Consider the following 24950-nt stretch of genomic DNA (forward strand, 5'->3'; position numbering starts at 1 on the left):
TATGTCTTATACCTGTCCTTTATGTCATCAAAGCCTGTCGCTCATTGGCCACACCTTTCGCTGTGAGAACAATCATGCTTTTGACTTAGCCAAAGAAGGCTATGTCAACTTGATGCCTGTTCAGCATAAGCGTTCCAAAGATCCAGGCGACAATAAAGAGATGATGCAAGCACGCCGTCGTTTTTTGGAGAAAGACTACTATCGCCCGCTGAAAGACAAAGTGGCTCAAGTCTGTGCTCAATACCTTGAGGGCACTCAGCACCAGTTACTTGATATTGGTTGTGGTGAGGGTTATTACACCACAGAGGTCGCGAGACAACTTTCATTACAACACCCAGAAGCAGTGACTTATGGCATCGATATATCTAAGGTAGCGATTCGCTATGCGTCTAAGCGCTACACCAACTGTTCTTTCAGCGTAGCATCGAGTACACGCCTTCCTTTTTCAGACGGCAGTCTAGATGCCGTATTGCGTATCTACGCCCCTTGCAAACCACAAGAGTTAGCAAGAGTCGTCAATCACAACGGTGTCGTGATGACAGTCACACCTGCGGCTCGTCACCTTTACCAACTTCGAGAGCACCTCTACCAAGACGTCAGACTGCATAGTGAAGAGCCAGAAAATATCGATGGGTTTGTCCTCCAAGACTCTCTCAAGCTGTCCTATACTATGCCGTTGCAGGATGGTGATGCGGACGACTTGCTTCAGATGACCCCTTTTGCCTGGAAAGCGAGTGAGGAACTGCGTAATTCTCTAAAATCAGCTAAGTTATTTGAATGCGAGGCAGATTTTATGATTCGTATCTATCGCAAACAGCCAAACTAAGCATTTAGATAATAATTCTCATTTAGATTGAGTTATCTTGCTGCCTCCATTAGTATCCTCGCATCATATTTAGGAGGCCTGTTATGCGCAAACTTCTCACTGTACCTTTGGCTTGCCTGACCTTGTCAGCTTGTTCAACGGCAACTCATCAAGAAGTGACCAGTTTCTACGATTACCAACTCTTCACCCCTGACGCTCAAGCCGTATCTTTAAGTCGTTTTGGTAAAGGCATTCAAAACGCAGACATCATTTTGGTGGGAGAATGGCATACCCATTCAGGTGTTCATCGCTTTCAAACCGACCTAGTCAAAGCTCTTATTTCACAAGGCCATGATGTCGCAGTCTCTATGGAGCAATTCTCACGCGACAGCCAAAGTATTATCAATCAGTACCTAGCGGGTGAAATTGGTGAACAAATGCTGATTAAGAGCGCTAGCGCCTGGCCAAATTATGAAAGTGACTATCGCCCATTGGTTGAGCTGGCTAAAGCCAATCAGATCGACGTTATCGCCGCCAATGCCCCCAAGCCAATAGTACGTTGCATTGGGCGGCAAGGACTTGATTACCTTGAAAAGCTTGCCCCTGAACAGCGCGCTTATGTGGCCGAGACCATCGATGTCGCTCCCAGCCCATACAAAGATAAATTTATGGCCTCGATGCACCACGGCGAACCTGAACAAACAGAAAAACAGTTTTCCGCTCAAGTGACATGGGATGAAACTATGGCTGAAAGTATGATTCATTATCTTGAACAGAACCCTTCCAAGCAGATCATCCATCTTGCCGGTAAATTTCACATCGAAGACGGGTTAGGCACAAAGGCCTCAATTCTCTCTAGAAAGCCGGATTTGAATGTTGTCGTGATCACTCCGACAGAGGACGTCATATCTGATAGCCGAGATTACCAGCTAAAGGTCCTCGCTCCTCCTGTACGATATGTACAAATGGAGAATCAAATCAAGGCTTACCACAGTCTAACAAAAAGAAACCAAGACTTATCTTGTCTCTAAGGCGGCATTGATTTTGCTGGCTATGATACGATAATTTGAATCCACATCATAAATATCCAACCAATAGCACTGTTTTGATATGCAATGAATAAATCAGGCACACTTTGTGCTTGAATGTATTTCATACAAAATCGACATATTTTGCACAAGTTTTTCACTCATTGGTCGATATATTCCATGAGGATGATGTAAGGAGATCGCTATGACACCAGTAGGAATGGAGCCAGCAAAGCTGACCCCAGCCCAGCAGGTCAAACCTCAAGCGAATCAAAGTGAGCCAAATAATGGCTCTGCGCCGCTTAAAGTGGAGCAAAATAAAGTCACGCTTTCTGATGAAGGAAGAGCGTTGCTTGCCGCTTTGCAGGAAATTGATAAAGAAGCGAAAGCTGCTGAAAAAGCCAATAAGACGGTTGGCGAGCAGGTAGAATCTTTCACCCATGGGGCGTTAGGCATTGATAAACCTGATGAAATCAAAGAAGAAGACGATGGCGCTTACTCTGCGGGGCAATACCTTTCCGCCGCGGCAACAGTGGGCGGAATACTTCTGGCGCTAATATAGAGCGAACCCGCTCGATGGCTTTTCCCCTTCCGCCGAAACGACTCAGTGACGGCGGGGAAAGGCTGTGCTCGTTATGTTCCCACTCTGCTCTGCTCAGTAGTCAACACAGATTACATTTATTAATCGCACTGAGGGCCCCCTCACTCCTCAATGAAGGCGTAACACAACAGTAGCGTTCGGTCCAACTGCAACCCCTTTACATTGTGTGTCTTACCTTGTTGCAAAACATCGAATACCGCTGATGTACGGGTACCCTGCTATTAAAAAACCTATTTTATTCTACTTTTTTCGTGTCAGTGGACACAGAAACCGACAATGAAATCAATTTTATAAATCAATACATTGATGAAATAAATATGAAATGTAACAGTGATTTAATCGGGACGCTTTTATAAATAAGGACAATTCGATGAAGCACTTAACCAAACCTCTTGTCGCGGCAGTCGCGACTTCTGCGCTCTCTTTTAATGCACTTTCTGCCGACATTAAGAACGTTATTCTAATGATTGGTGACGGAATGGGCCCACAGCAGGTTGGCCTGCTAGAAACTTATGCAAATCAAGCCCCGAATTCCATTTACCAAGGTCAACCGACGGCACTGTTTAAACTTGCTCAAGAAGGGGTAATCGGTTCCTCACTGACCCACCCTGAAGATGCCATCGTGGTTGACTCTGCTTGTTCGGCAACCATGCTTTCAACAGGTATTTATACTGGCTCAGAGGTCATTGGTATCGACTCTCAAGGTAACCATGTTCAGACTGTTTTAGAAAAAGCTAAAAGCATGGGCAAAGCAACCGGGTTGGTTTCTGATACTCGCCTTACTCACGCAACCCCAGCCTCATTTGCCGCACACCAACCTCATCGCTCTCTTGAGAATGACATTGCATCTGACATGTTGGAAACAGGAGCAGATGTCATGCTATCCGGCGGCCTTCGTCACTGGATTCCAAAGTCCACCAACGACAAAGGCCAGACATACAACCAGTTAAAAACACTGACTCGGGGTGATGTTTACCTTAAGTCTAAGCGTAAAGATGACCGCAACCTGCTCACTGAAGCACAGCAAGACGGTTACTCACTTGCCTTTAACCGTGACATGATGACAAAAGCGCAAGGTGATAAGTTGCTTGGCCTGTTCTCCTACTCTGGTATGAACGACGGCATTGCTTATAGCGTAAGTAAAAATGATCCAGAGCGCACTCAACCAAGCCTCAAAGAAATGACGGATAAAGCGCTGGATATTCTTTCGAAAGACGAAGACGGCTTCTTCCTCATGGTCGAAGGCGGCCAAATTGACTGGGCGGGACACAGTAATGATGCTGGCACCATGTTACATGAGATGATCAAATTTGATGAAGCTGTGAATACCGTTTATCAATGGGCACAAGGCCGTGAAGATACGATTGTCATCGTCACCGCTGACCATGAAACGGGCTCTTTTGGCTTTAGCTATTCTTCTCAGGATCTGCCAAAACCAGAGCAACGTGATGGCGAAGCTTTTGCCGAGCGTAGTTACGCTCCTAACTTTAACTTTGGTGCATTTCAGATCTTAGATGGATTATACAACCAGAAGAAGAGCTATTACGGCATCGTGAGTGAGTTCCAAAAGCTGGATAAAAATCAGCAAACTGCAGCTAAATTTGCAGAAATGGTGAACAAGAATACGGACTTCCCGATAACGTCCGGCCAAGCAGCGAACGTCCTTGCCAGTAAACCCAACCCATACCGTTTGGCCGGTCATAAGTATTTGTCCGCTGAGGAAATCCCGGCAATTAACGACTTTGATGCTTTCTTCCCATATAACGACCGCGGCAACCTGCTAGCACGTGAGCAGGCCACTGGCCAAAACATTGTATGGGGCACGGGTACACACACACATACCCCAGTAAACGTATTTGCTTGGGGGCCGGCAGAAGCCATTATTCCTGTGTCTAAAATCATGCATCACTCAGAACTGGGGGAATACATTAAGACGCAGGTTAAATAAACACACCTTGAACTATCAACAAAACAAAACGCCCTACGGGGCGTTTTTAGTGGTGCCACTTTATGTTGACTCGCTTTGAGGGGCAGGTTAGAAATAATGGTTTATCATCGATCAGCATCGTAATATGTGTGAAATATTTTCTAATCAACCTCAAGAAAACTACCAGATTATTGCCCGCTCGCTCCGCATTGATGGCCACGCCACCAGTATTAAGCTCGAAGCCAGTTTCTGGCAGATCTTAGAGGAAATCGCGCAGCAACAATCCATGACACTGCCCCGCTTTATCAGCGTAATTTACTCAGAAGCGTTGAAATACAATCGAGAAATCAAGAACTTCACCTCACTACTGCGTTGTGCTTGCCTCATCTACCTTCGCCAGCCCGACGATGTAATGGCAGCGGTCAAGCAGCAGCTCATAACCCATCAGTAAAATCTTTTCATTGTCGTACCCCGGTACTACCTTCTGCTCAAATTTACCCCTTATTCTTCCAGCCTACAGAGCAGGAGGTAACAATGACAAGGCTCATTCACACTATGGTAAGGGTAAAAGACCTAGCCACTTCAATAGCATTTTATTGCAGCGCATTAGAATTAGAGGTGATAGACCAATTTGTTTTTGACAATTTTACTCTGACCTATCTTGCCAACCGCGAAACTGAGTTTGAACTGGAGCTGACCTACAATCATGATACAGAAGAAGCTTATCATCATGGGAACGGCTACGGGCATATTGCTGTATCAGTCGATGATATTCATCAGACGCATCATAAACTCAATGCACTTGGGCTGGATCCCTCTGAAATGAAAACCATACAGCATCAAAATATTGATCTCGCTACTCTCTTTTTCATTACCGATCCCGATGGATACGAAATCGAATTCCTGCAACGTCAGGGAAGATACCAGTAAATAACAACGAAAAATCGAAAATTACAGAGCAAACATGATGATAAACTTAACCGCGACTTTTCACGCCAAAGCTGGCCAAGAAAGCGTACTGCAGTCCTTGTTAGTTGCTATGCTAGAACCTACCCAAAATGAACCAGGATGCCTACGCTATAACCTGTTAAAGGACAGCAAAAACCCTGCAATCTTTATGTTTCAAGAGCAGTTCACTGACAAGCAGGCTTTTGATGAGCATTGCCAACAGGCGCACTTTCTCAACCTTTTAGACCGCTTGGAAGGTTTGCTAGAGCAAGAACCAACCATCACCTTTTATGACCAGCTATAAACGACAAAGAGCGCCATTGGCGCTCCTAAATTAATCTGAGTGATATCACTTAACTTTATGCGGGTGGACACAAAGAGCTATAAGCTAAGTTCTATCTGGATGGTTTAAGATATGGTCTTCCCAATCCACCACATCAATCTCATACACGATTTTATTGCGTACGCTTTCGCCAGCGGCATGCATCGCAGATTTAGAGCCTGTGATCAAAGGGTGCCATTGAGGAAGAGGCTGATTTTCCGCCAATAAGCGGTAAGCACAAGTATGTGGCAACCAAGTGAAATCATCAATATCATCACGGGTCAACTTGGTACACTCCTCACCAGAAGTGAATCGGTTGGGATAGTCTTTGCACGAGCAAGTTTTGCTGTTTAACCAACTGCAAGCCACATTGGTGTAGTAGATTTCTTCTGTGTCTTCATCCATGAGTTTATGTAGACAGCACTTACCACAACCATCACAGAGTGCTTCCCACTCTGGTTCGGTCATTTGTTCTAGTGATTTACTTTCCCAAAATGGCTGGCTCATAACATTACTTCGGTCTCGGACAGGGGAGCGTTTTATACCGTTTAGACGCATAAAGTTCAAGGACAATATTTGTACTCGACAGAGATATCAAAGCGATACAATCACGACTTTGAATCACTCACGCAATTACGCCACAAACTAGCGAGCTCAACGACCTCTAGCACGATTGCCGAAAGCGTAACTTCTTGTTGTTTGTTTGAGGTATTTCGCTTTGTAGCTACCGTTAAGGTGCACTAAGGTTCCTCTGAGCCTATCGAGGTGATAACGCTGTTGGTTATTACCCAAATTAAATTCAAGAGTTTCGCCGTCAAAAGCAAAGTGGGTACTGATTAAGTCTTCGTTCCAGTAAATCCCCTCTTCCGCGACATGAAGCGTATTGGCGGCGTAGGTCGCAACATTCGCTTCTTCCCAAACACCAAGCAATTCTTGTCTCGCTTTCTGGTGTTCATGTTCCATTACAAAATAGATGCCGATACCGATCATGATGGCACCACAAACACCGATAAATGAGGCTATTTTACTGGAATGTTTTGCCCAAAAACTTTTATCGCTCATCTGACACGACACTCCCAATTGTACCCGACATTACAAAGCACCAAAACGCGTTGACCCTTTATTGTTAAGTTTAGTGGAACACGGATGAAACTGACAAAAATATAAATTATAGTAAAAAATACACCCGCATTATCGTCATTTAGGCGACCAAGTAATGAATGCCATTAAGTAAACAATTGATACGAGGGAAGCGTTTTATACTGCTAGGGGCCATCTTTTTTGCTAACATCGCGCCCCGATTATCAATAAGGTCATCATTATGGAATGCCGATTAGGCTGCGGAGCGTGTTGTATCGCGCCAAGTATTTCTTCGCCGATCCCGGGTATGCCGAAAGGCAAACCTGCAGGCACAAGATGCGTTCAGCTCAATGAAGAGAATTTGTGTAAGTTGTTTGGTAAACCGGAACGACCAAAAGTGTGCCACGAATTTAAGCCCTGCCCTGTGGTCTGCGGTACTACAAACCAGCAAGCCATCGACAATATTACTGAACTCGAAAATGTGACATAAAAAAGCCGCTTTATCACAAAGCGGCTTTTCGTTTTAGAGACTGAGTATCACACCAACAATGGCGGCACTCATTAAATTGGCCATGACACCGGCCGCAATGGCGCGGAATCCATATTTTGAAATAAAGCTTCGACGCTCAGGCACCAAACTACCCAAACCACCAATCAGCATAGCCATTGTTGAAATGTTCGCAAAGCCACACAGAGCAAATGTCACAATCGCTTGTGAATGATCACTGAGCTGAGACTTCACTTCCATCAGTTGAATAAAGGCAACAAACTCGTTGACCACAACCTTATTACCTATAAGCGAACCTGCCGTAATCGCTTCATTCCAAGGTACACCCAGTAGCCATGCAACAGGGGCAAACAAGTAACCTAGGATAAGCTCAAAGCTTAATTCTATGCCTACCAGGCTGCCAGCCCAGCCCAACATACCGTTAAGCATGGCAATGACACTGATAAACGCTAATAAGGTTGCCCCTACAGCGACAGCAATTCGTAAGCCGGACATCGCGCCATCCGCCATCGCCTCAACAACATTTGTCGCTCGGGGCATGTCAACATTGTCTATTTCAACCTGAGCGTCAATTTTTTCGGTTTCAGGCACTAGCAGTTTTGCCATCAACAATCCCGCAGGCGCAGACATAAACGCTGCAGCGATAAGGAAATTGAGATCAACACCTAATGACGCATACCCCACTAACGTGCCACCAGCAACTGACGCCAGGCCGCCTGTCATCACAGCAAATAATTGTGAATCGGTCATTTGGCGCAAGTATGGCTTGACCACAAGTGGCGCTTCAATCATACCGACAAAAATGTTTGCCGTCGCAGACAAAGATTCAGCCCGACCTATCCCGAGTAGTTTTTGCAATCCGCCGCCAATCACATTGATCACTTTAGGCATGATCCCAATATGGTACAGGCCAGAAATCAGTGCTGAGAAGAAGACAATAATACCCAATACATTGATAGCAAATGTAAAACCGCCCGTTGCCAAGCCACCAAATAAAAAGGCTATCCCTTCTTGGCCATAGTTAATCAGATTGGATACGGCTGCTGTGACACTGTTTAGCGCTTCCTTACCAGCGGGTACATAGAGGACTAACAGCGCAAAAGTCACCTGCAGAGCAAAGGCTAAGGACACAGTTTTCAGGTTAATATTTTTTCTGTTGGTAGAAAGTAGCCATGCAAGAGCAAAAATGGCTATGATTCCGAGGATTGAGTTCATGGAAATATCCGACTAAAAGGGCCATAAATAATGGCGTCGGATAATATTCCGTTCCAAAAGAGATGCAAATCTAAGTTGTTAAAATCCGGTTTAATTTGAACAACTCAAACTTTAATCAAGTCGATAAGCGGCTGTTTTAAATCAAGATAAACGTTTGCTTTTCGTTATTATTTCCATATAAAAAGAATGTTTCTAAAAACAGAAAAAATCTAAAGCAACCAATCAGGCTTGAGGTCGGTGAATATAGGGAGACAATCGTTTGTCCCAGTAGCAGGGTGAACCAATTTTACTCTTGATGAACTCAATCACCGCGGTTGTCTTGGTCGACAGGTAACGACGGCTAGGATAAACGGCATAAAAAGGCATATTCTGACTGGGTAACCACTGAGGCAAAAGCTGAATCAACTGACCTTGCTTAAACTCATCACGAATGAGATAAGTGGCAAGGTAGGCAACACCCCATCCAGCAACGGCAGCATCTCGCACTGCTTCTGCCAAATCGACCGAGTAATTTCCAGATACTTTCACATTCAGCTGATCATCATGGCTGGAAAATGCCCAATGGGTGTAGTCACGCTCCCAGCTTCGATAAATCAAGCAATTGTGGTCAACCAAATCGTTCGGGTGATGAGGCGTATCGTGTTTCATCAAATACTCTGGCGAAGCGGCTACCACGAACTGGCTGTCCGCTAAACGCTGAGCGACATATCCTTCAGGTAGCGTCTCGTTATTGGTGATCCAAAGATCCAATCCCTCTTGTAACATGTCGACTTTATAATCAAACAAATGCATCTCAACTTTCAGATTGGGGTATTGCTCTCGCAGCTCATCGATCGCAGGGAGAATGTGCAAAGTCCCAAAAGACTGCGATAAACCGATTCGAATCAAACCCGCCACTTCATCTTTCTGACTTTCCACTTCGAGGTGCGCTTCTTCAACGCTTCGCACCACTTTCTGGCAATGATAAAAAAACTGTTCCCCTGCCTCAGTAGGAGTAAAAGTTCTGGTCGTTCGTTGAACCAGTTTAACGCCTAGCGATTCTTCTAGCAGCGCCAGTTGCTTACTAACATGTGAAACCGAGACCCCTAAGCTCTTCGCAGCCTGAGTAAAGTTTTTATGAGTGAGTAAGGCGGCGAACACCACCATTTGAGATGCACGATCAGATAGCACAGGGACTCCACAAACTAAAAGGAGCTCCAAAGAGCTCCTAATCAAAACAATTAAAGCGTTATTCTGTCGGCCAAATGGCTCACGGCTAAAGCAAAGTAGTATGAGCGATTCCACTTCATCAAAACATTGTAGTTGTTATAAACCAGATAGACTCGCCCATTGGCATTGTCTGGCGCAGTTAACCATGCATCCACGTTCACTTGTGGCAATGGGCTCCCATCGTAACGAGTGATACCAAGTTGATTCCATTGAGCGAGCGTTTTCTCTTTACCTTCAACACGCCCTTCAAGGTTCATGTCGAAACCTTGCGGCAATTTAACCTGACGCCCCCAAGTGAACTTGTCGTTCCAACCATATTGATTCAGGTAATTGGCAGCTGACGCGAACACGTCCGACTCGGTATTCCAAATATCTTTCTTACCATCACCACTTCCATCCGCGGCATAAGCAAGGAACGAGCTAGGCATAAACTGACATTGCCCCATGGCTCCTGCCCAAGAGCCTTTAAAATCGCTGAATGGAATATGTCCTTCTTGCAATATTTTCAGTGCGGCCATGGTTTCTTTGCGGAAGAAAGCTTCTCGACGGCCGTCGTAGGCGAGCGTCGATAATGCATCGATCACAGGATAGTTACCCGTGAATTTACCGAAGTTACTTTCCACGCCCCACAATGCAACAATAAAACGTGGTTGTACGCCATATTCTTCACCAATTCGGCTTAACTCTGCATAGTGCTCTTTGTACAACGCTTTAGCCTGCTTTACTTTCCAATCTGGGACTGCACGAGGAATATACTCATCCAGTGTCAATTTCTTTTCCGGTTGGTTCTTATCCGCTTTTACAGCTCGAGGCTTATGAGTCACATTGCCGAAAGCCTGATTGATAATTTGCTCCGAAATACCATTGATACGCGCTTCTTGTTTTAAGCCTTCAACGTATTGCTCAAAACTGATCTCATTCGCATAAACAGAAGTAGAGAGTGTTAATCCTAGAACGACTGACAGTAGTTTTTTCACATTGCCCTCCTTGAGCAATAAAAACAACAATCCAATGATTATTTACTCTTCAGATTGCTGACGAGCTTGTTTTTGCTCTTTATATTCATCGAGTAGGTTTTTGGGCGGCGGCGGCAATTGCAAGAAAAAACCATCATCGATTAGAGATTGTTTTACTTTATCGACATCAACTTGTGCCAGAGTACGCCCTTCCAGTTTGACCACCATAACCATAATAGGTTTGCCAAACATTTGCATCAAAGTGTCAGGAACTTGTGAAAAATCATCCTTTTTCGGGATATATAGGTAAGCGCCTTCTTTTTTAGAACTTTTATAAATTGCACAAAGCATGGTAAGCCTTTTGTCTGTTTAGATTCAGAGAACGTCAATGTTTCGCTATTTTTTACAGCAAAACACTCAATTGAGCGCAAGATAACTTGCTGTGCTTATTATGGGAATATAACATGACAACCCTAGTCTCAGGCAACGTCCTTACGAGGTTCCTAAAAAAAGATGTCAAATTTACCGGACCTGAAAGGTAGTAGTTTTACTTTGTCCGTTTTACACCTTTCAAACAACGATGTTGAAAACACACTGCAATTTCTCAGTGAAAAAGTCGAACAAGCGCCAGCTTTCTTCGCTCACGCCCCTGTTGTCATCAATATTTCAAAAGTTGATGGTGATATTGACTTTGCGAGACTAAAACAAGGGATTTCACATGCCGGAATGATTCCGGTTGGTGTGACAGGGTGCCGCGATAAACGCACTCAGAATCTGGCTTCAGAGGCTGATTTTGCTGTTATGTCAGCTAGCAAATCCCCTTCTCAAGCTCCGGCGAAAATGGCACCAACTAAAATCATTCGTACTCCGGTACGATCTGGTCAGCAGATCTATGCCAAGGACTGTGATTTAGTAGTGTTGAGCCACGTCAGTGAAGGTGCCGAGGTTATTGCAGATGGTTCTATTCACATTCACGGAACACTTCGTGGTCGCGCGATTGCTGGCGCCAGTGGCAACACGGGTGCAGTGATCATCTGCAATAAGCTTAATGCCGAATTAATGTCAATTGCCGGCCACTATTGGCTCACAGAACAGTTTGCTGATGAATACTGGCAGAAAAAAGTTATGTTCAGTTTGGACAATGACTCGCTCAAGTTCGAGTTGTTAACCGTTTAAAGATTAATAAGGAACACATAATGGCACGCATTATTGTTGTCACGTCAGGTAAAGGTGGTGTAGGTAAAACCACATCAAGTGCCGCTATTGCTTCAGGTCTGGCACTGAAAGGAAAGAAAACCGCAGTGATCGATTTTGATATTGGTCTACGCAACCTCGATTTGATCATGGGCTGTGAACGCCGCGTTGTTTATGACTTCGTCAACGTTATCAATGGCGAAGCAACGCTCAATCAAGCCATGATCAAAGACAAACGCACAGATAATCTCTTCATTCTACCCGCCTCTCAGACTCGTGATAAAGACGCACTGACTCGCGATGGTGTTCGCCGTGTTTTAGACGAACTGGATGAAATGGGCTTCGATTTCATTATCTGTGACTCTCCAGCAGGTATCGAGCAAGGCGCATTAATGGCGCTATACTTTGCAGATGAAGCGATTGTGACAACGAACCCTGAAGTTTCTTCGGTTCGTGACTCAGACCGTATCTTGGGCATTTTGGATTCAAAATCTCGCCGTGCTGAAGAAGGATTAGAGCCCGTTAAACAACACTTACTGCTGACCCGTTACAATCCAGCACGCGTGACGCAAGGTGAAATGCTGAGCGTAGAAGATGTCGAAGAAATTCTGCATATCTCACTGCTTGGCGTCATCCCTGAAAGTCAGGCAGTACTGAATGCGTCAAACAAAGGTGTCCCTGTGATCTTCGATAACGAGACAGACGCGGGTATGGCTTACAACGACACTGTCGAGCGCTTATTAGGATCACAAGTGGATTTCCGCTTCCTAACCGAGCAGAAGAAAGGGATCTTCAAACGACTATTCGGAGGCTAAATGTCATTACTTGAATTTTTCCGCCCGCAGAAGAAAACGTCTGCCAATTTAGCCAAAGAGCGTCTGCAAATCATCGTTGCAGAGCGCCGCAGTCAGGGTGATCCATCACCTTCGTACCTGCCACAGCTAAAAGAAGACATTCTCAAGGTCATTGGTAAATACGTCGCTGTGGATCCTTCTATGGTTGATCTCTCTTTTGAACACAAAGACGATGATATCTCGGTGCTGGAGCTGAATATCAAACTTCCAGAAGACGAGAAGTAGAAAGCTAGAGAACTAGAGAACTAGAGAACGTTTAGAGGGTTGGCGTGAGAGCGTCAACCCTTTTTATTTGGAGTGCTGGATTATTATCTCTTCCTGGGGAAAAAGTACTGTCCACACCTTTGTACTAAAGGTTCTTTCACCGTTCTACCAACCCCAACCTCTCGGAGGACGAAGTCCGATCCAGTTCTCAAGCAGCGAAGTGCTCCAGCAGCGAAGCGTTCTCTAAGGGCTCCGCCCGAAAAAAAAGCCCCAACCTTTCGGTTGGGGCTTGTTCTTATCCCGATAATTAGGTTTCGTGCTAGCGAAAACCTATCTCAACACTGACCCGCTTACTTATGCGTTAGCTTTTGCTTTTTTTGATTTTGGTGCTGCTTTAGCGGCTACCTGATCTGCTTTCTTCTTGATAACAGTCGTACCTTCGAAAGTCTCACCTTCAACGAACGCTTTACCGTAGAAAGATGCGAGTAAAACTTCCTTCAGCTCTGTGATTAGAGGGTAACGAGGGTTAGCACCGGTACACTGGTCATCGAACGCTTCTACCGCCAGTTCGTCTAGTTTAGCAACGAAGTCTGCTTCAGAAACGCCAGCAGCTTGGATAGACATCGGGATGTCTAGGTTAGCTTTCAGCTCGTCAAGCCATGCTAGTAGACGTTCAATCTTCTGAGCAGTACGGTCACCTTCTTGGCTAAGGCCTAGGTGGTCAGCTACTTCAGCATAACGACGACGGGCTTGTGGACGGTCGTACTGAGAGAATGCAGTCTGCTTAGTTGGGTTGTCGTTCGCGTTGTAACGTACCACGTTAGAGATGAGCAGTGCGTTCGCCAGACCGTGTGGTAGGTGGAACTCAGCACCAATCTTGTGCGCCATAGAGTGACAAACACCCAGGAATGCGTTAGCAAACGCGATACCAGCGATAGTTGCTGCGTTGTGCACCTTCTCACGAGCGATTGGGTCTGCTGCACCATTTGCGTAGCTTGATGGTAGGTACTCTTTTAGCATCTTGAGTGCTTGTAGAGCCTGACCGTCAGAGTATTCATTTGCTAGAACAGAGACATAAGCTTCTAGAGCGTGAGTGACTGCATCGTAACCACCAAATGCTGTAAGAGACTTAGGCATGTTCATGACTAGGTTAGCATCTACGATAGCCATGTTTGGCGTGATTTCGTAGTCAGCTAGTGGGTACTTAGCACCAGTTTTGTCGTCAGTCACCACCGCGAATGGCGTAACTTCTGAACCCGTACCTGAAGTTGTCGTGATACAAACAAGCTCTGCTTTCTGGCCCATTTTAGGGAACTTGTAGATACGTTTACGGATGTCCATAAAGCGCATTGCTAGTTCTTCGAAGTGCGTATCTGGGTGTTCGTACATTACCCACATGATTTTCGCTGCATCCATCGGAGAACCGCCACCTAGCGCGATGATAGTGTCTGGTTGGAAGCTCTTCATCGCTTCAGCACCTTTCTCTACTACAGACAGAGTTGGATCGGCTTCTACGTCGAAGAAGGTTTGAACTTCCATGCCTTGAGCTTTCAGCAGGTTAACTACGTCATCAGCGTAACCGTTGTTGAATAGGAAACGGTCAGTGACTAGGAATGCGCGTTTCTTACCTTCTAGGTCGCTAAGTGCGATTGGAAGGCTACCACGACGGAAGTAGATAGACTTAGGTAGTTTGTGCCACAACATGTTTTCAGCTCGCTTCGCTACAGTTTTCTTGTTGATTAGGTGCTTAGGACCCACGTTCTCAGAGATAGAGTTACCACCCCATGAACCACAACCTAGAGTGAGAGAAGGTGCAACGTTGAAGTTGTACAGGTCACCGATACCACCGTGAGTGGTCGGGATGTTGATTAGGATACGAGCGGTCTTCATCTTGTCACCGAAGTAACGGATGCGGTCTGCGTTAACGTCTTGGTTAGTGTATAGACCCGATGTATGGCCGATACCGCCAATCTCAACCATAGTCACAGCCTGTGCCACAGCATCTTCGAAGTTGTCAGCACGGAACAGACCTAATGTTGGAGACAATTTCTCGTGAGCAAATGCGTCGTCGTAAGATACTTTACCCAGACCTTCACCAACTAGAACTTTCGTGTCTGCTGGAACAGTAACACCTGCCATTTCAGCAATGGCCGGCGCTGGTTGACCAACGATTTTCGCGTTAAGCGCGCCGTCGATAAGAAGAACCTTACGAACCTTCTCTGCTTCAGCTTTGCTTAGTACGTAAGCTTTGTGAGAAGCGAAACGCTCTTTAACTTCGTCATATACTTCGTCAACTACGATTGCAGCCTGCTCAGAAGCACATACTACGCCGTTATCGAACGTCTTAGACATTAGGATAGAAGCGACAGCACGTTTGATGTCAGCGGTTTCGTCGATAACGACAGGAACGTTACCTGCACCGACACCGATTGCTGGCTTACCAGAAGAGTAAGCTGCTTTCACCATGCCTGGACCACCAGTTGCAAGGATAAGAGCGATGTCATCGTGCTTCATTAGAGCGTTTGAAAGCTCTACAGATGGCTGGTCAATCCAACCGATGATGTCTTTTGGCGCACCGGCTGCAACCGCTGCATCTAGAACAAGTTTAGCTGCGTCGTTAGTAGAGTTCTTCGCACGAGGGTGTGGCGAGAAGATGATACCGTTACGAGTCTTCAGAGAGATTAGAGATTTGAAGATTGCAGTAGAAGTCGGGTTAGTCGTTGGTACGATACCACAGATGATACCTACTGGCTCTGCGATAGTCATAGTACCTAGGTTGTCATCCTCTTCTAGGATGCCACAAGTCTGCTCGTCTTTGTATTTATTGTAGATAAACTCAGAAGCGAAGTGGTTCTTAATTACTTTATCTTCAACAATACCCATACCAGATTCTTCTACCGCTTGTTGAGCGAGCGGGATACGAGCTTGGTTAGCGGCAAGAGACGCTGCACGGAAGATTTTGTCCACCTGCTCTTGAGAGTAAGTAGCGAACTCTTCTTGCGCTTTTTTAACGCGAGCAATCATTGCATCTAGTTCAGCCATATTAGTTACAGGCATAGGGAATCTCCTAAAATTAACAAATATTAAAAACTTTTTAGTAAGTAAGCTGTAGACGCATTGAGCATTGATTTCACAGTCTTTCTTAGTAAATTGCTTTCAGGGCTGATTATATTATTTCAAGTTATGAAAAAAATTGACCCAGATCAGTTCTGAAATACTATTTACCTATTAAGTCGTAGCCGGCATCAAATAAAAATCATAAGAACTTGAATTTAAAGCAATAAAAGCAAATTTTAAAACACAACAAATTTATCAATCATGCGCCTTTCAACTTTCCAACTGAACACAAACTGTAAAAAAGTTTCATTTTATGACCACAGAATTACATGTACTCCACGAACATTGTGCTACTAAGCTTATATCTAATCGAGGATAAGGCGCTAACATCCAACTCATTTTTTATTAAAAATGTGCAAATGTTAACGTTTGTGTAAATCAATAGACACCTCGAAAATGTTACTGTGCAGCCAGCAATTAGACCTTCCTATTCTTCCATTCAGATAAGCGTTAGATTTTTTCATTCGTTACGCCGCCAATTTTAGACTATATTCCGCATGTCACTCTGGTGGCTCTGTTCTGGTCTTTACTTTGTGTAGGCACACGCAATGCAAACGTTCGAAATCGCAATTTTTTTACAATTTTTTCTTGGGTTAGTCGCCGCTGTAAATCCTGTCGGGATAATGCCAGTGTTTGTTTCTTTAACTGGGCATATGACGCTGGAAGAAAAGCATAAAACGGCCGCAACTGCTAATCTCGCGGTTGCAGTGATTCTTATCATTTCTCTACTGGCGGGTCAGATGCTGCTAGATATGTTCAGCATTTCACTCGATTCATTTCGCGTCGCTGGTGGTCTGCTACTGCTTAGCATCGCTTTTTCGATGATGAGTGGTAAGTTAGGTGAAGATAAGCAGAACAAACAAGAAAAGTCTGAATATGTTAGCCGCGAACAAATTGGCGTGGTGCCTCTCGCCATGCCTTTGATGGCAGGCCCCGGTGCGATCAGTTCAACGATTGTATATGGTGCCCGTTATCCAACCATGCTGGATACCCTTGGTATCATTATTACCGTCAGCTTATTCTGCCTTTGCTCTTGGTTCTTATTCCGCTCAGCACCACTAATAGTCCGCTTTCTTGGCCAAACGGGTATCAACGTGATCACGCGGATAATGGGGTTAATTCTAGGAGCACTTGGCATTGAATTTATTGCTAATGGCTTGCGTAACTTGTTTCCTGGATTGGCCTGACATGGATGATGAAGGTATGATTAACGCTATCGTTTAAAAGTTAGTATCGTCATGCCACGCAATTCTCTCAAACATCACCTCTACATCATCATTTTTGGCACGCATACCAAAGCCGGGCGTGCCTTTGATATCGCTCTCATCATTGCGATTCTTTCTTCGTTACTGGTGCTGGTTCTCGAATCCATTCCAGCCGTCGCGTCTCAGTGGCGAACGGAGCTACGGTATTGTGAATATACATTTACCGCTCTCTTCACTATTGAATATTTGTTGCGTCTTTATTGTTCACCCAAACCAGTCGCTTATGCCAAAAGCTTCTACGGCGTTGTCGATCTGTTGGCCATTTTGCCGACTTACTTAGCGTTTTTCTTTCCGTCCGCAACATTCATGGGGGTCGTCAGGCTGTTACGTGTGATGCGGATATTCCGCGTACTTAAGCTGGTTCGCTACTTACAAGACTCCAACATTCTGTTGCGTTCATTGTTGATGGCAAGAAGAAAAATCTTCATATTTTTCAGTACTGTCGCCATTCTCGTCACCATTTTTGGTGCGCTGATCTTTGTTATTGAAGGGCCCCAAAACGGTTTTACGAGCATCCCTAAAAGTATCTACTGGGCAATCGTGACCATCACAACCGTCGGGTACGGCGATCTTGTCCCACAAACCAATTTGGGCAAGGCCATCGCTTCTATCACTATGTTGCTTGGTTACTCTATCTTAGCCGTCCCAACGGGTATCATCACCGCCGAACTCAACCAAGAAATGAACTCGCACAAATCTCTGGTCAAATGCCCCAATTGTTCTAAGTCGGGCCACGAATCTGATGCGATGCATTGCAAATACTGTGGGAGCGAGCTGGCGGACCCTGATCAACGGATCGTCACCGTAGAGGACTAAAAGCGGGCTAGCCGGAAAATGAAAGGGTTGACGTAAAACGTCAACCCTTTTTGATCTTTTGAGGCTAGGAATTCAAAGATAAGGTGTTTGTATCGCGTTGAGATTTACGCTTTTTCAGCCAAAATAATACGTAGCGTACGACGTAACGGTTCTGCTGCACCCCATAGTAGCTGGTCACCCACAGTAAACGCATTGAGGAAGTCATCACCCATCGCCATTTTACGCAGTCGACCGACTGGAATCGATAGCGTACCCGTGACTTTCGCCGGCGTCAGTTCTTGCGCCGTAATATCGCGGTCATTAGGAATCACTTTAACCCAATCGTTGTGGGTGGCGATCATCTCTTCGATTTCATCCATTGGGACATTTTGTTTGAGCTTAATCGTCAGCGCTTGAGAATGACAACGCATAGCGCCGATACGCACACAAGTACCATCAATGGGTACAGGAGCATCTTGGAAGCCGAGAATCTTGTTCGCTTCAACACCCGCTTTCCATTCTTCTTTACTCTGACCATTATCGCGTTTCACATCGATCCATGGAATCAAAGAACCCGCCAGTGGCACACCAAACTTGTCCGTTGGGAATGAACCGCTGCGCATGGTGTCAGCCACTTTTTTATCGATATCAAGAATAGAGCTTGATGGGTTGGCTAATTCTGAGCTTACTGAGTCGTTGATAACGCCCATTTGAGAAATCAGCTCACGCATATTCTGTGCACCCGCACCAGATGCGGCTTGGTAAGTCATCGCACTGGTCCATTCAACCAAGCCTTTTTCAAACAGACCACCCAAGCCCATCAGCATCAAGCTCACTGTACAGTTACCACCAACAAAGGTATTGGTGCCACCGTGGATACCTTGCTGAATCTGTGCCATGTTAACTGGATCAAGCGCGATGATAGAATCTTGTGCCATACGCAGCGTGGATGCCGCATCAATCCAGTAACCTTTCCATCCTGCCTGACGAAGTGCTGGGTAAACTTTTTCTGTATAGCTACCACCTTGACAGGTAACGACTGCATCAAGCTGCTTTAAACTTTCGATGTCAAATGCATCTTGTAGAAGACCTGCTTCTTCGCCCACCTTACGGTTTCCAAATGAGGGCGCAGGAATACCTACCTGAGAAGTGCTGTAAAATACCGGCTCAATAAGGTCGAAATCTTTTTCTTCAACCATGCGCTGCATAAGCACTGAACCTACCATGCCACGCCAACCGACTAAACCTACTCTCATTCTCAACTCTCCGTGTGCAATATTTAAAAAAGGGATGCCTCAATACTTCAATTTTCCCAACAAAATCTCAAGGAAAAATTCACTTATTTCTGTCACTTTTGCTTCCTTTTTTTAAATATTGCCTTCAAATCGCTTTTTGTATGTTCTTTGTTCATCCACAATCAATGAAAACTGCGCATGCGGATTCATCTACACAAGAGAAATCTTCGTGCTACATGCCATTTACAAAAAAACTCATTTCAAACCATTAAATTTAACCAAATTTAATATATTTAACTAGCAATAAATACATCAATAGACTTAAATCACATCGGAGTTGTATTTGTTCGAAATATTATTCTGAGTCATGTAAAGTGCATCCGGTACCCAAATGAGTAAACACTCTCTATATGTCCCTTCCCAGTACACAAAGGCGCATATGGCATATAACACATATAAGAGGCTCTGCATGACGCAACTCACCCCCCGTTTACCAAGTTTGATGCAAGTTATCGTTGCACTTGGTTTATTTTTGCTAATGGCTTTCTCTTTTACAGCCCAGTTAGATTTGCCTATTCAGCTAGCACTCTACATAGGCTGGTTTGTCATCATGGTTCTTGGTGTTCGTCTCGGTCACCAATACAAAGATTTAGAAAAAGCAGCACTTAATGGCATTTCCAATGGTCTGGGCGCTGTTTTAATTCTTCTTGCCGTCGGAGCTTTAGTTGGTACCTGGATCTCAGGTGGCATTGTTCCAACCATCATCTATTACGGTCTGAAAGCGATTCATCCGTCAATCTTTCTACTCGCAACCATGATTATCTGTTCCCTAACCGCGCTAGCAACAGGAACATCATGGGGTGCTGCAGGTACTGCTGGTATTGCCATGATGGGTATCGGTCAAGGTCTAGGTGTTCCAGCACCAATCACGGCCGGTGCGGTTTTGTCGGGTTGTTATTTTGGTGACAAAATGTCCCCTCTCTCCGACTCTGTAATCCTTGCCTCTTCAATGTCTAACGTCGAAGTGGTTGAACACATCAAAGGAATGCTACCCATTGCGCTGATCAGCTACATCATCACAGGCGTTATGTTCACTGCGTTTGGTTTCCATTATGCAGGCAACGTAGATATGACACAGGTTCAATCTGTGATAGACGCAATGGAGAACCAGTTCTACATCACGCCGTATTCGTTTGTGCCTGTTATGATCGTACTTGGCCTGTTAGCCATGCGCATGCCTTCTTTCCCAGTGATCAGCTTCGGCTCTCTATTGGGTATCATCTGGGCTGTGATGATTCAAGATGTTGATTTCCTTCAAGCATTTAACACCGCATGGGCTCCGTTCCATATCGAATCTGGTGTCGGTTTCATTGACTCAATTCTCAACCGTGGTGGTATGTCCTCTATGTTAGGCTCAGTTGCCGTGATCGTCTTTGGCCTCGGCTTTGGTGGTCTATTGGATAAAGTCGGCGTACTGGAAACCATCGCCAAACTGTTTGAACGTCGTGTACAGAGCCCTGGCTCGCTAGCAACCAGTACTATCGGTACTGCTTTCCTAGGCAACGTATTTGGCTCCGCCATGTATGTGTCCCTTATCCTCACACCGAAGATCTGTGCGAAAAACTACGATCGCCTTGGCTACAAGCGTAAGAATCTGTCACGAAATGCTGAATTCGGCGGAACACTAACATCAGGTATGGTTCCGTGGAGTGATAATGGTATCTACATGGCAAGTATCTTAGGTGTTGCCACATTGTCATACGCACCTTTTATGTGGCTAAGTTTTGTGTGTATTTTGGTAACGATTATTACCTCGTACATGGGTTGGTTTGTTGATAAGTGCGAACCCACGGGCCCAAACAATACGGAAGAGACGCCAGAGTTAAGCAAGCAAACCGCTTAATATACAACTAACAAAAAAGCGCCATACCGGCGCTTTTTTCACTCTATAACGAGTAATCATTCTTCTGTTCGGGTTGCTGCGAGAAGTACTCAATAAACTCAAACTGGAGGTTATGATCATCGATGTAATAAGCGTTCTTTCGATAAGGATGTTCATCACCTCGATGATCGACAAAGTAGCCTTGCTTAGCCAATCTTGCTTCCATCGCTTCAAGATCTGTCACCACAATTCCAACATGCTTTACCCCTGTATATCGCGTTTGCCAGTCCGGTGCTTCCCCCTTCCCCGTCGATGAAAGTGCAATATAGGAGTTTTCATCGCCAACGTGACACCACTGAATCCTTTCACCTTGGCCGTTGATGTATTCTCCTTCCCCACGGATCCGCCACCCAGGTAAAGCTGTGGTCAAAAATTCCACTGTTTTATTTGGATCAACAACACCAATGTTTGCATGCTCAACATAGCCTTTCATAATACAGTCCTTTTGAGTAGGTAATAAGTATAAAGATCAGCGTATTACGGCTTAATCTTATCTTCACTCGTGCCACTCTAATTCCTCAAGTTAGCTTGAGGTAAAGTGCTTTTTAGATTTAATTTTATTCAGTGGGAAGAAAAGCAGGAGAAATACTCCCTTGTGCCTACAGTGAAATTAGCTAGTCTGAGGCTATCACTCTTTGTTTGAGAACCACTATGCATTTAGTCGACCGCTTGAAAATCTATCTGTTCCACAAAGAAAAAGTACGACGCTGGAAAGGGTTGAATCATAAGGTACAAGGCTGGTCCAGCCATGAAGAGCAACAAGTGCGCTTTAAAGCCATAGCCAATAATGTAGAGTTCCAGGGTAAGAGAGTATTGGATCTCGGTTGCGGGCTGGGCGAGTTGTATGACTACCTGTCAGACAATCAATGTCCTGGCTTCTATCTCGGTCTCGATCAACACTGGCCTTTTCTTCGCCAAGCCAGAAAACGGATAGGCTCCTCACAATGCCGATTCAAATTTACCGATATCAGCCAAGCAAACTTACCGAAAATGGACATCGTCGTCGCCAGTGGTTCATTGAGTTACCGGACGAAAAACCCAGAATATCTAACAGAAATGATCATGCGTATGTTTTCTGCATGCAGAGAGGTCACTGTATTCAACCTGCTTAATATCGAAGTTTTTTCTGATCAAACGATATTGCAAGCATACAACAAACAAGAAGTTTTAGCGTTTTGCCAGACAGTGACACCTAACGTCACTTTGATTGACGATTACTCTGACGCTGACTTTACTCTGGTGCTAAAAAAAACATAAAAGAGAGCACTATGTGCTCTCTTTTAAATATTGGCTAATTTGGTCTTTGAATAAATCAGCCATCGGGTTCTTGTTCATTAAGAAACGTTTGTGCCTCAAGAATAGCTTTATCTAAGCGAGCTTTAAGCTCTTCCAACAAACCTGAAACCGAACCAATATCATCTTTAATTGCCTGCTCGACCTTGCCTGCTGACTCACGAAGTTTTAAGGCCCCTAGATTTCCACCGACCCCTTTAAGGCTGTGAGCTTTGCGCAACGCTTCTTCAGGAGCATCGTTGAGCAATTGAGCAATTCGCTCAGCATCTCCCGTATGGTCGTCGACAAATACCTGTAGCAACATACACACAGATTCGTAGTCATTACCCAACGAATCAAGCATGCCGTCTAAGTCAATTTCTGGACCATCATCCAATGTAGCGGCAGCAGTCACTATAGAAGTGGACTCTTGGGGTGTTTCAACGATTGATGTTTCAACGATTGATGTTTCAACGATTGATTGAACCTCTTTCTGAGAGTTATTTTCCACTTTTTCTGAACGTTCAACCATACGTTGGCCTCCTGTAAATCGAGAAATAATCAGTATCATCGCCAGCAAGCATATCCCACTATATACAACACCGCTAATGGCCAGGTTACGCTGCTGTAAATGGTATTGCGTCTCTACGACATTGATTTGCTTATGAATGGAATGTGTCATCATTTTTTCGATGACATAACTCCCTTGTGCATAGCTACCCAATACCGCTGATGTTCTCGACAACAATTGCTGAAGGTCTTGCTTTTGCAACGCGGGCAGAGATTCAGACTCCACGTACAATTGGTCAAGCTCACGGAACACCTGAGGGTTGGATTTATTCGAGCTAAACAAAGCCTCCAAAACATTCGCACTCAAATGGTAATAGTGAGTTCTCAAGTCAGTGTCATCTTGATATTTCGCGCGAATAAACTGCGCTTGATCCACTAATGAAATCAAAGCAAGTTCGTTATCGAGAAAGATTTTGGTCTGCTCTATAAATCGATCGGTGGTATAGAGAAGTTGGTTAACATCTGGCGTTAGCCAACTCTGCTCATAAGTCGCTTCAATCTGTAGCCGAAGCGCGTAGATTAGTTGCAAGTTGAGAGACTGACCATCCGTCAACTCGGCCCGGTAGGCAGGTTCCTTAAATAAGGAATACTTAAGTTCATCTATGCTATTGCTCAGTTCTCCAACCTGGCTCATTGTCATTACGTTTGAGCGATAACTGAAGGACAGTACGGTCATCCCTATCACCCAGACAACAACAATCAGCCAACCCAGCTTGAGCGCTTTGCGATCCATGTCATGCCGTCTTTGAATAAATGCCATGATTACAAGCATATACGCAAAGCTTGAGAAAAGTAGGACTAAGTGCATATTTCTTCGACTTAGTCCTGATTTAATGAGGAATTAGCGGTTACGGGTCAGTTGGTCACGCAGGTTTGGTGGGGTGCCTTTGATGGTCAATGTATCGGTTTCTGGATCATAAAAAATACGCTCACCAAGCAGCAAACTATCAAAGTTAATCGTTAGACCACCACCTGCACCTACATATTTGGTCAGCTTACGTACAGCCGTTCTGTCGCCGGGGAAGCTTTCTTCCAGTTGGTAACCTTGCTCATGAGTGTAATCAAAGAAGCTGGTACCATCATGAGAAGGAGGTAACTCTCCCGACAGCTCACGAATCTGAACTTCATCACCGCTTTTGATTTGTTCGTTGCAGTAGTCCGCCACCTGTTTTTTATAACTGATCGCTTCGTCTTTCTCTAACTTGGAGTCTGCACAAAAATCTTCAACCGCCTGCATCAAAACTTGGTTCTGTTGCTTGGTATCCAACCCGACCTCAGCCTGCAAAAAATCAAGGAAAAAGTCTGCCACTTTACGCCCTACTCGACCTTTGATGTATGCGAGGTAGCGATTTGACTCTTTATCTGTCTCATAACTGGTCAGATCAATACGCGCAGCAATATCCATTTTACTCAGGTCAAGATAATCAGTCGCACTAATTTCGAGACCTTCTGTCACTTTTAGACTTTCATTTGATGGAATGATGGCAACAAAAAGGTAATCTGTCGCCAGAGACTGATATTCTGCAATCACCAGAATACCTTCATCAGCAAAGGGGTACTTACTCAACTCATCTTTCAGACGATTTGCACTTTTTTGTGAGAAATCATAGAAGTTTCTCTCACCTTTACGAAGTTCATGCAACCAGTTTTGGAATTCACTGTCAGACTTGAAACAACCAAACCCTTTGCCTGCTTTGGAATTAAAAACACGGTGCAGCTCTGCGACTAGGTTTTCCGTCGATGCATCATTTTCAAGGGAATCGGCTCGAAAGTTAACAACAAGTTCGTCAGAATCGTTTTTACGCAGTTGATGTAATATAACGTTTGAAAGATGAAGACTCATGATGAATTTTTATCGTCGTGTAGGTTTCAGTTGCGGGGCATTGTAGGTTATCATAAGCCG

General features: G+C 44.8%; 26 protein-coding genes. 15 read left to right on the plus strand and 11 right to left on the minus strand.

The window, feature by feature from the left end; all coding sequences use genetic code 11:
• The first annotated feature begins 1 nt into the window (after position 1).
• From rlmA to OH455_RS03105, 7 genes are all read left to right on the plus strand, one after another.
• The gene (rlmA, locus tag OH455_RS03075; RefSeq protein WP_269980303.1) at positions 2-826 is read left to right on the plus strand and encodes a 23S rRNA (guanine(745)-N(1))-methyltransferase; all 825 of its coding nucleotides are present in this window, start codon (positions 2-4) and stop codon (positions 824-826) included.
• An 83-nt stretch (positions 827-909) separates the two neighbouring features.
• On the plus strand, positions 910-1836 hold the full coding sequence (locus tag OH455_RS03080; RefSeq protein ID WP_269980304.1) for a ChaN family lipoprotein: 927 nt from the start codon (positions 910-912) through the stop codon (positions 1834-1836).
• Between the two features lie 202 nt (positions 1837-2038).
• A complete protein-coding gene (locus OH455_RS03085) occupies positions 2039-2395 on the plus strand; it encodes a hypothetical protein (RefSeq protein WP_269980305.1) in 357 nt (118 codons plus the stop codon).
• Positions 2396-2804: 409 nt separating this feature from the next.
• The gene (locus OH455_RS03090) at positions 2805-4382 is read left to right on the plus strand and encodes an alkaline phosphatase (RefSeq protein WP_269980306.1); all 1578 of its coding nucleotides are present in this window, start codon (positions 2805-2807) and stop codon (positions 4380-4382) included.
• A gap of 124 nt (positions 4383-4506) precedes the next feature.
• On the plus strand, positions 4507-4812 hold the full coding sequence (locus tag OH455_RS03095; RefSeq protein WP_269980307.1) for a ribbon-helix-helix domain-containing protein: 306 nt from the start codon (positions 4507-4509) through the stop codon (positions 4810-4812).
• 83 nt (positions 4813-4895) lie between these two features.
• Complete coding sequence (locus OH455_RS03100) at positions 4896-5291, plus strand: VOC family protein (RefSeq protein ID WP_269980308.1); 396 nt, start codon at positions 4896-4898, stop codon at positions 5289-5291.
• Between the two features lie 37 nt (positions 5292-5328).
• Positions 5329-5613, plus strand: a complete 285-nt coding sequence (locus OH455_RS03105) for a putative quinol monooxygenase (RefSeq protein ID WP_269980338.1) — start codon at positions 5329-5331, stop codon at positions 5611-5613.
• Between the two features lie 84 nt (positions 5614-5697).
• Here the strand turns inward: OH455_RS03105 and OH455_RS03110 are convergent, their stop codons facing one another.
• Both OH455_RS03110 and OH455_RS03115 read right to left on the minus strand, forming a co-directional pair.
• On the minus strand, positions 5698-6138 hold the full coding sequence (locus OH455_RS03110; protein WP_045976730.1) for a YcgN family cysteine cluster protein: 441 nt from the start codon (positions 6136-6138) through the stop codon (positions 5698-5700).
• 147 nt (positions 6139-6285) lie between these two features.
• The gene (locus OH455_RS03115) at positions 6286-6693 is read right to left on the minus strand and encodes a DUF2850 domain-containing protein (RefSeq protein ID WP_269980309.1); all 408 of its coding nucleotides are present in this window, start codon (positions 6691-6693) and stop codon (positions 6286-6288) included.
• Positions 6694-6952: 259 nt separating this feature from the next.
• On the opposite strand from OH455_RS03115, the gene OH455_RS03120 reads away from it, so the two are divergent.
• Positions 6953-7201 carry a YkgJ family cysteine cluster protein gene (locus OH455_RS03120; RefSeq protein WP_269980310.1) on the plus strand — a complete coding sequence of 83 codons (249 nt, stop codon included), beginning with the start codon at positions 6953-6955 and terminating at the stop codon, positions 7199-7201.
• A 33-nt stretch (positions 7202-7234) separates the two neighbouring features.
• Here OH455_RS03120 and OH455_RS03125 read toward each other — a convergent pair whose 3' ends face one another.
• From OH455_RS03125 to OH455_RS03140, 4 genes are all read right to left on the minus strand, one after another.
• Positions 7235-8434, minus strand: a complete 1200-nt coding sequence (locus OH455_RS03125; RefSeq protein WP_269980311.1) for a NupC/NupG family nucleoside CNT transporter — start codon at positions 8432-8434, stop codon at positions 7235-7237.
• Positions 8435-8656: 222 nt separating this feature from the next.
• Positions 8657-9604 (minus strand): LysR family transcriptional regulator, encoded by a 948-nt coding sequence (locus OH455_RS03130; RefSeq protein ID WP_206368870.1) that lies wholly within the window; start codon positions 9602-9604, stop codon positions 8657-8659.
• A gap of 50 nt (positions 9605-9654) precedes the next feature.
• Complete coding sequence (locus OH455_RS03135) at positions 9655-10620, minus strand: lytic murein transglycosylase (protein ID WP_269980312.1); 966 nt, start codon at positions 10618-10620, stop codon at positions 9655-9657.
• Between the two features lie 42 nt (positions 10621-10662).
• On the minus strand, positions 10663-10950 hold the full coding sequence (locus tag OH455_RS03140; RefSeq protein ID WP_045976724.1) for a YcgL domain-containing protein: 288 nt from the start codon (positions 10948-10950) through the stop codon (positions 10663-10665).
• Positions 10951-11112: 162 nt separating this feature from the next.
• On the opposite strand from OH455_RS03140, the gene minC reads away from it, so the two are divergent.
• Genes minC through minE form a run of 3 tightly spaced genes read left to right on the plus strand, consistent with a single transcriptional unit; the run spans position 11113 to position 12872 of the window.
• Positions 11113-11775 carry a septum site-determining protein MinC gene (minC, locus tag OH455_RS03145; RefSeq protein ID WP_206368867.1) on the plus strand — a complete coding sequence of 221 codons (663 nt, stop codon included), beginning with the start codon at positions 11113-11115 and terminating at the stop codon, positions 11773-11775.
• 20 nt (positions 11776-11795) lie between these two features.
• The gene (gene minD / locus OH455_RS03150) at positions 11796-12608 is read left to right on the plus strand and encodes a septum site-determining protein MinD (RefSeq protein ID WP_269980313.1); all 813 of its coding nucleotides are present in this window, start codon (positions 11796-11798) and stop codon (positions 12606-12608) included.
• Complete coding sequence (minE, locus tag OH455_RS03155) at positions 12609-12872, plus strand: cell division topological specificity factor MinE (RefSeq protein WP_045976721.1); 264 nt, start codon at positions 12609-12611, stop codon at positions 12870-12872. It abuts the gene before it with no gap.
• Positions 12873-13205: 333 nt separating this feature from the next.
• Here the strand turns inward: minE and adhE are convergent, their stop codons facing one another.
• Positions 13206-15908, minus strand: a complete 2703-nt coding sequence (gene adhE / locus OH455_RS03160; RefSeq protein ID WP_269980314.1) for a bifunctional acetaldehyde-CoA/alcohol dehydrogenase — start codon at positions 15906-15908, stop codon at positions 13206-13208.
• Positions 15909-16516: 608 nt separating this feature from the next.
• Between adhE and OH455_RS03165 the strand changes: the two genes are divergently transcribed.
• Positions 16517-17155, plus strand: coding sequence for a YchE family NAAT transporter (locus OH455_RS03165; RefSeq protein WP_045976719.1), 639 nt, complete (start codon positions 16517-16519; stop codon positions 17153-17155).
• A 51-nt stretch (positions 17156-17206) separates the two neighbouring features.
• Positions 17207-18049 (plus strand): ion transporter, encoded by an 843-nt coding sequence (locus OH455_RS03170; RefSeq protein WP_206372064.1) that lies wholly within the window; start codon positions 17207-17209, stop codon positions 18047-18049.
• Positions 18050-18153: 104 nt separating this feature from the next.
• Here the strand turns inward: OH455_RS03170 and asd are convergent, their stop codons facing one another.
• Positions 18154-19284: an aspartate-semialdehyde dehydrogenase gene (asd, locus tag OH455_RS03175; RefSeq protein ID WP_269980315.1), complete on the minus strand. Its 1131-nt coding sequence runs from the start codon at positions 19282-19284 to the stop codon at positions 18154-18156.
• A 448-nt stretch (positions 19285-19732) separates the two neighbouring features.
• Between asd and nhaC the strand changes: the two genes are divergently transcribed.
• Entirely contained in the window at positions 19733-21166 is a 1434-nt protein-coding gene (nhaC, locus tag OH455_RS03180; RefSeq protein WP_269980316.1) for a Na+/H+ antiporter NhaC, read from the plus strand.
• Between the two features lie 43 nt (positions 21167-21209).
• Here the strand turns inward: nhaC and OH455_RS03185 are convergent, their stop codons facing one another.
• On the minus strand, positions 21210-21638 hold the full coding sequence (locus OH455_RS03185) for a VOC family protein (RefSeq protein ID WP_269980317.1): 429 nt from the start codon (positions 21636-21638) through the stop codon (positions 21210-21212).
• Positions 21639-21856: 218 nt separating this feature from the next.
• On the opposite strand from OH455_RS03185, the gene OH455_RS03190 reads away from it, so the two are divergent.
• A complete protein-coding gene (locus OH455_RS03190; protein ID WP_269980318.1) occupies positions 21857-22462 on the plus strand; it encodes a class I SAM-dependent methyltransferase in 606 nt (201 codons plus the stop codon).
• Between the two features lie 55 nt (positions 22463-22517).
• On the opposite strand, the gene OH455_RS03195 is transcribed toward OH455_RS03190, so the two are convergent.
• Together OH455_RS03195 and yejK are read right to left on the minus strand one after the other, a co-directional pair.
• On the minus strand, positions 22518-23780 hold the full coding sequence (locus tag OH455_RS03195; RefSeq protein ID WP_269980319.1) for an Hpt domain-containing protein: 1263 nt from the start codon (positions 23778-23780) through the stop codon (positions 22518-22520).
• Between the two features lie 108 nt (positions 23781-23888).
• Positions 23889-24890 carry a nucleoid-associated protein YejK gene (gene yejK / locus OH455_RS03200; protein ID WP_045976712.1) on the minus strand — a complete coding sequence of 334 codons (1002 nt, stop codon included), beginning with the start codon at positions 24888-24890 and terminating at the stop codon, positions 23889-23891.
• Between the last annotated feature and the right edge of the window lie 60 nt (positions 24891-24950).

It is taken from the genome of Vibrio sp. T11.5, from assembly GCF_027587155.1.
GTDB lineage: Bacteria > Pseudomonadota > Gammaproteobacteria > Enterobacterales > Vibrionaceae > Vibrio > Vibrio neptunius.

Excerpts from the sequence above, each read along its gene's own strand:
- rlmA (WP_269980303.1), top strand. The coding sequence starts at position 2 with ATGTCTTATACCTGTCCTTTATGTCATCAAAGCCTGTCGCTCATTGGC.
- OH455_RS03080 (WP_269980304.1), top strand. The coding sequence starts at position 910 with ATGCGCAAACTTCTCACTGTACCTTTGGCTTGCCTGACCTTGTCAGCT.
- OH455_RS03085 (WP_269980305.1), top strand. The coding sequence starts at position 2,039 with ATGACACCAGTAGGAATGGAGCCAGCAAAGCTGACCCCAGCCCAGCAG.
- OH455_RS03090 (WP_269980306.1), top strand. The coding sequence starts at position 2,805 with ATGAAGCACTTAACCAAACCTCTTGTCGCGGCAGTCGCGACTTCTGCG.
- OH455_RS03095 (WP_269980307.1), top strand. The coding sequence starts at position 4,507 with ATGTGTGAAATATTTTCTAATCAACCTCAAGAAAACTACCAGATTATT.
- OH455_RS03100 (WP_269980308.1), top strand. The coding sequence starts at position 4,896 with ATGACAAGGCTCATTCACACTATGGTAAGGGTAAAAGACCTAGCCACT.
- OH455_RS03105 (WP_269980338.1), top strand. The coding sequence starts at position 5,329 with ATGATAAACTTAACCGCGACTTTTCACGCCAAAGCTGGCCAAGAAAGC.
- OH455_RS03110 (WP_045976730.1), bottom strand. The coding sequence starts at position 6,138 with ATGAGCCAGCCATTTTGGGAAAGTAAATCACTAGAACAAATGACCGAA.
- OH455_RS03115 (WP_269980309.1), bottom strand. The coding sequence starts at position 6,693 with ATGAGCGATAAAAGTTTTTGGGCAAAACATTCCAGTAAAATAGCCTCA.
- OH455_RS03120 (WP_269980310.1), top strand. The coding sequence starts at position 6,953 with ATGGAATGCCGATTAGGCTGCGGAGCGTGTTGTATCGCGCCAAGTATT.
- OH455_RS03125 (WP_269980311.1), bottom strand. The coding sequence starts at position 8,434 with ATGAACTCAATCCTCGGAATCATAGCCATTTTTGCTCTTGCATGGCTA.
- OH455_RS03140 (WP_045976724.1), bottom strand. The coding sequence starts at position 10,950 with ATGCTTTGTGCAATTTATAAAAGTTCTAAAAAAGAAGGCGCTTACCTA.
- minC (WP_206368867.1), top strand. The coding sequence starts at position 11,113 with ATGTCAAATTTACCGGACCTGAAAGGTAGTAGTTTTACTTTGTCCGTT.
- minD (WP_269980313.1), top strand. The coding sequence starts at position 11,796 with ATGGCACGCATTATTGTTGTCACGTCAGGTAAAGGTGGTGTAGGTAAA.
- minE (WP_045976721.1), top strand. The coding sequence starts at position 12,609 with ATGTCATTACTTGAATTTTTCCGCCCGCAGAAGAAAACGTCTGCCAAT.
- adhE (WP_269980314.1), bottom strand. The coding sequence starts at position 15,908 with ATGCCTGTAACTAATATGGCTGAACTAGATGCAATGATTGCTCGCGTT.
- OH455_RS03165 (WP_045976719.1), top strand. The coding sequence starts at position 16,517 with ATGCAAACGTTCGAAATCGCAATTTTTTTACAATTTTTTCTTGGGTTA.
- OH455_RS03170 (WP_206372064.1), top strand. The coding sequence starts at position 17,207 with ATGCCACGCAATTCTCTCAAACATCACCTCTACATCATCATTTTTGGC.
- asd (WP_269980315.1), bottom strand. The coding sequence starts at position 19,284 with ATGAGAGTAGGTTTAGTCGGTTGGCGTGGCATGGTAGGTTCAGTGCTT.
- nhaC (WP_269980316.1), top strand. The coding sequence starts at position 19,733 with ATGACGCAACTCACCCCCCGTTTACCAAGTTTGATGCAAGTTATCGTT.
- OH455_RS03185 (WP_269980317.1), bottom strand. The coding sequence starts at position 21,638 with ATGAAAGGCTATGTTGAGCATGCAAACATTGGTGTTGTTGATCCAAAT.
- OH455_RS03190 (WP_269980318.1), top strand. The coding sequence starts at position 21,857 with ATGCATTTAGTCGACCGCTTGAAAATCTATCTGTTCCACAAAGAAAAA.
- OH455_RS03195 (WP_269980319.1), bottom strand. The coding sequence starts at position 23,780 with ATGGATCGCAAAGCGCTCAAGCTGGGTTGGCTGATTGTTGTTGTCTGG.
- yejK (WP_045976712.1), bottom strand. The coding sequence starts at position 24,890 with ATGAGTCTTCATCTTTCAAACGTTATATTACATCAACTGCGTAAAAAC.